This is a genomic window from Actinoallomurus sp. NPDC050550 (assembly GCF_040655075.1).
Taxonomy (GTDB): domain Bacteria; phylum Actinomycetota; class Actinomycetes; order Streptosporangiales; family Streptosporangiaceae; genus Actinoallomurus.
Genome location: NZ_JBFAJC010000130.1, coordinates 1 through 4,733, shown reverse-complemented (window position 1 = coordinate 4,733; position 4,733 = coordinate 1). Strand labels below are relative to the sequence as shown.

Here is a 4,733-nt window from a genome sequence, read left to right as displayed (position 1 = left end):
TCCAACCCCCCCCCCCCCAATCGCCATGGTTTACCACCGGCTGTGGCCCCCACCCGCGCCAACCCCCGGGCCCCCGCCCCCCCCGGCGCGGGCCCGCGGGCTGTCGTCCGCCGTTCTCGCGTCTGCGGACATGGCCGGGGCCGTCCGCACGCCCCCCGCGAACATGGCCGGCGGCCGACTCTCACGGCGTGTCCCGGGTAACAAGATGAGCTCAGTGGTGCACTAATCCGCCAGGCAGCCGGAGCCGTCGGCGCACCGGCTCGGGCACTTTGTCGCCGAGGAGGACGGCAGCGGAAAGACGACGCCGGCCCCCTGCGGCTGCCGGTCAGCGACGTCTCTCGGGGCCGGTCGCGGGTCGTGTGCTGGTGGTGCAGTGCGACCTCGATCAAGGCCTCGCGGCGCCTGCCGTAGGTGCCGCTGCCCGGGGACGGTGGAGCCTTGCGCAGTGCGGGCCTCTCACCGGGAGTGAACGCCTTTTTCGCGGCGTGGCCGATGCGTTCTGCGAACGCAGGAACTGCATCCAGGTCGGCCCGATCCGCGGTGCTGGGTCGATCCCGGCCTTGGTCAGAATCCCCCATACCGTGGAGGGAGCGATCTTGATGCCAAGGCCGGCGAGTTCGCTGTGGATGCGCCGGTAGCCCCAGCCCGGGTTTTCGGCGGCCAACCCCAGGATCAAAGCACGGAGACCGGTCACAGGTCGGCCGTTGGACCAGGCTGCCGGCCGCGCGGTCCCGGTCCGTAAGGCCTGTTCCGCATGTTCCATCACGGCCTGTAGCCACCGCTCACCCCGGGAGGGTTTCTGCGGGGCCGATTGTCCGGACACCGGGCCGAGGCCCTTGCGGAGCGCGGATCATTCAGACACATTTGTCTATATAAGAGATCCCATGGGCGAAGAGGTGTGATGGGTACGGTTCCTGAAGGCCGGCCTGATCCAGGGGTAGCGACCACACCGGCCGAGTTCCTCCAAGCGCTTCATGAGCTTCGCGCCTGGGCCGGTCAGCCGTCTTTGCGAACCCTGACCGTGCTCGCCGGCACGGTCCCGGGTCGGCCGCCCGCGGACGTACTGCCCGTGAGCACGCTGTCGGACAACCTCGCGGGCAAGCGCCTGCCCAACCTGCCCCGCCTGTCGTTCGTCGTCGCTTTCGTCGGCGCCTGCCTGCAGGCCTGCGGCCATCACGACGAGAGGCAGATCGAGGCAGAGACAGACCGCTGGAGCCGGGCATGGCAGGCGATGTCGGCAACCGGGACCGGGCAACCGCCCGACCAGCCCACCCAGAACGACCCGCAGCCCGCGCCCGAACCGATCCTGGCCGATCCGTCCCCCGCCCACGCCCGGCGCGACCCCGGCCGCAGGACCACAGAATGGCTCCCGGCCATCACCGGGTTCCTCGGCGTCGCGATCGGCGCGCTCATCGTCTGGCTGGCCATGCCGGCCAGACTCACGATCATCAACAGGCCGCCGTCGAAACTCCCGCCCGCGGCCCTGCCCGGCGCGGGCCACTTCGCCTCACCGAGTCCGGATCGGACCTCGGCCACGCCCACCACCCAGCCACCAGCAAACCCTCAGACCGGGAAAACGCTCAGGCCCCAGCCCAGACCCACGACGCAGACCCAAACTGCCTCGACCCGGCCCGCTCCAGCCCGGTCCACCAGCACTCAGCCCACCCCGCGAACGCACCAACCCATGTCTAGCCCCGGGCCATACCAGTCGTTCGACCCGCGGCCATACGAGTCCTACTATTCGTCGCCGTACCAGTCCAAGTACTATCCATGGCCGACGCCGACCCGGTAACCCGACAGACGAGTCGGCCCACCGCTCGGTTCGTGCAACGACCCTGCTGGTTAACTCACGACACATGATGACCCGGTTAGTGATCTTGGGGAGTGTCTAATCAACGGCGGATCCGATGATCAAGGAAACGCCAGATGACCGACACCGTCGTTGAGCAGGAGTCCGCCGAGCAGCTGCCGGTCCCGGTGTCGTCGAGTACGGCAATGGACGAGCAGTTGTTCGCAATGCAACCTCAGCCAGCATGGAGAGCCTCGCTGCGGGCGCGAACTATTGCAGCTCGGCGAGCTTCGCCGTCAGCCAATCTGGCATGGCGTCGAGTGATCCGCCTGCACGGCCGCTCGTCGCGATAGGCCTCCGGTTCCGGAGGGGTGTCCCATCCCTGGTTCGTCGGGGCCGAAGCTGCGAAACTTCTCCTCGCCGCTGTACTGCACCTCGAACCGCGCCCTGTACCAGACCGAAGGCCGTCGCATCGCCTCCCGCAGTTCGCTGAACCGTTCACCGACGGCCGGTGGCGGCGACCACGTGTGCATGCGGCCGGTGACGTCCAGGATGAGGGCGTTGGTCTCGAAGTGGCCGCCAACCTCCCGGAAGTCCAGCTGGGCGCAGATCCATCCGGGCGGCAGCGCCAGGCGCACCTGCAAGGAGGCGTTCTTGACGAGTTCGACGATGTCGCCGACCGGGGATATCGCTCAAACAGACAGTCTTGTCTTTGCATACCTACTGTGCTTGGATCACGATCATGGGGAAAGCGGCCAAGAACACGATCATCATTGTGGGCATCCTGGGCTTCCTCGGGCTCCTCATCGGGGGAGCAAGTTGGGCAGATTCCAGCAAACCGCGTCCCACCTGCGGCACCGTCTACATGTCGCCTGGGACGGTCTGCAACAAGAACGGCGTCGCGACAACGTACGACGAGGCGGTCGCGGAACAGCAGAGGGTCCGCAAGAGCGGCCCGGCCATCGTGGGCGTGTCCGCTGTTCTCCTGGTGGGTTCGATCGTGGCGGGCTCCGTCCTGGAGCGCCGAAGGGGTTAAGCGCTAACCGCGTCCTCGCCGCCGTTCAAGCCCCGTCAACCTTCGCTGAGAACGCTTCACCATCGCCCCAAGTCCATCCCGTTCTCTGCCCACAACAGCGCCTCGGTCACGGTCGGCAACCACTCCAGCGGCTGGAAATACCCTCCACTCGTAGTCGGTCGTAAGACGGCTTCGGCGCAGAATTGGGCCCGCAGCAGGGGTAACGTCCCACCCGCCCGCAGATCTCAGCGGCCCTGGAGGCATTTTTCGTCTTCTGCGCCACCATCGGCGGATCGATCCCAGAGATCCAGACCCTCGCCGAAACCATCTCCCTGTGGCGTGCTGAGATCTGCCAGGGCGTGGCCACCGGGCACAGCAACGCCGCTGCCGAAGGCGTCAATCGCCTGGTGAAACTCGTCTACAGATCCGGATTCGGATTCACCAACGTCACCCATCAGCAGCGCCGATCCCGTTACGCCGCCTCCCACAGCACCCTGTGGGGTGTGGAAACAGGATTCGGCGGCCTTGGCCTGCGGCTTCGTGGCGGGAGCATGGTCGGGTAGCAGGCATCCTGGCTGCTTGCGTCTTGGTCTGTTCTTTACCTCCTGCTCCGCCGGATCCTCCAGCTCGTGGTGTTGTTCGGGCGCGATGATCGCGCCAAGGAACTCGAGATCGTTGTGCTGCGGCATCAGGTCGCCGTGCTGCGTCGTCAGGTGAACCGTCCTGATCTGAACGACGGGGATCGGATCCTGCTGGCCGCGCTGTCGCGCTTCCTGGCCCGGTCGACGCGGCGCAGCTTCTTCGTCTCCCCATCGACATTGCTGCGCTGGCACCGGCGTCTGGTGACCCGCAAGTGGACCTACCCGCACAGGTGCCCCGGCCGTCCCCCAACCCGGAAGGATGTCCGAGAGGCGGTGCTGCGGCCGGCTCGGGAGAACCCGTCCTGGGGTTATGCGCGGATCAGCGGTGAGCTCGCCGGAGTCGGCATTCGTGTTCCGCCCAGCACCGTACGCGACATCCTCAAACTCGCCGGTCTGGGACCGGCCCCACGGCGCGACGGCCCGACCTGGGCGCAGTTTCTGAAGGCCCAGGCCGCGGGGATCATCGCCTGCGACTTGTTCCACGTCGACACGGTGTTCTTCAAACGGATCTACGTGCTGTTCTTCATCGAGCACGCCACCCGGGTCGTGCACATCGCCGGCGCCACGGCGAACCCGACCGGGGCGTGGGTCGCCCAGCAGGCCCGTAACCTGGTCATGGACCTGGGCGAGCAGGCCGAACAGGTGAAGTTCCTCATCCGAGATCGCGACGCGAAGTTCACCGCTGTGCTCGATGAGGTGTTCACCTCGCTCGGTGCCCGGGTGATCCGGACACCGGTCCGCGCACCACGGGCGAACGTTATCGCCGAACGCTGGGTCGGCACCGCCCGGCGAGAGTGCATCGACCGGATCCTGATCTACAACGAACAACATCTGCGCCGCGTGTTGAGGGCGTACCAGCAGCATTACAACGGCCACCGGGCACACCGAGCACGGGACACCTGCGGCCACCGGACCCATCGTCGGCACGGTCGGTTCCCGACGGCCCAGAACACATCCGACTCCAGCGCCGCCGCGCGGTCGATGGACTGATCAACGAGTACAGAGCCGCTGCGTAGACGGACAACCAAACGCCAGTTCAACAGCTGAAACCGATTATCCGCACCCCACACGCGCCAACTTCGACCTCCTACGCGCCCGCGTACTCCACTACTGACAGACACGACACCACACTCCGTCACTGGCTCACCGAGAGTGGGCCAGAGCCAATTGATGTCAGTGGTGAGCACGCTTATGGATCAGTGGGCATCGCCGAACTCGATGTACCGGTCGCCGCCGACCTTGACGAACAACTTGTGCGCGACGTCGCCCTGTTCCTGTGCGCAGTCCC

5 protein-coding genes are annotated in these 4,733 nt (G+C 66.6%); 4 read left to right on the top strand and 1 reads right to left on the bottom strand.

Annotated features, from left to right (window positions below; genetic code table 11):
- The first annotated feature begins 1,069 nt into the window (after positions 1-1,069).
- A complete protein-coding gene (locus tag AB0I04_RS54925) occupies positions 1,070-1,792 on the top strand; it encodes a hypothetical protein (protein WP_360904967.1) in 723 nt (240 codons plus the stop codon).
- A 293-nt stretch (positions 1,793-2,085) separates the two neighbouring features.
- On the opposite strand, the gene AB0I04_RS54920 is transcribed toward AB0I04_RS54925, so the two are convergent.
- Positions 2,086-2,433: a hypothetical protein gene (locus AB0I04_RS54920; RefSeq protein ID WP_360904964.1), complete on the bottom strand. Its 348-nt coding sequence runs from the start codon at positions 2,431-2,433 to the stop codon at positions 2,086-2,088.
- 98 nt (positions 2,434-2,531) lie between these two features.
- Here AB0I04_RS54920 and AB0I04_RS54915 point away from each other — a divergent pair, with 98 nt between their 5' ends.
- The 3 genes from AB0I04_RS54915 (at position 2,532) to AB0I04_RS54905 (ending at position 4,435) form a co-directional block, all read left to right on the top strand.
- Positions 2,532-2,825, top strand: a complete 294-nt coding sequence (locus AB0I04_RS54915; RefSeq protein WP_360904961.1) for a hypothetical protein — start codon at positions 2,532-2,534, stop codon at positions 2,823-2,825.
- Between the two features lie 221 nt (positions 2,826-3,046).
- A complete protein-coding gene (locus AB0I04_RS54910; protein ID WP_360904970.1) occupies positions 3,047-3,367 on the top strand; it encodes a transposase in 321 nt (106 codons plus the stop codon).
- Between the two features lie 114 nt (positions 3,368-3,481).
- On the top strand, positions 3,482-4,435 hold the full coding sequence (locus AB0I04_RS54905) for an integrase core domain-containing protein (RefSeq protein ID WP_360904958.1): 954 nt from the start codon (positions 3,482-3,484) through the stop codon (positions 4,433-4,435).
- Positions 4,436-4,733: the final 298 nt, after the last annotated feature.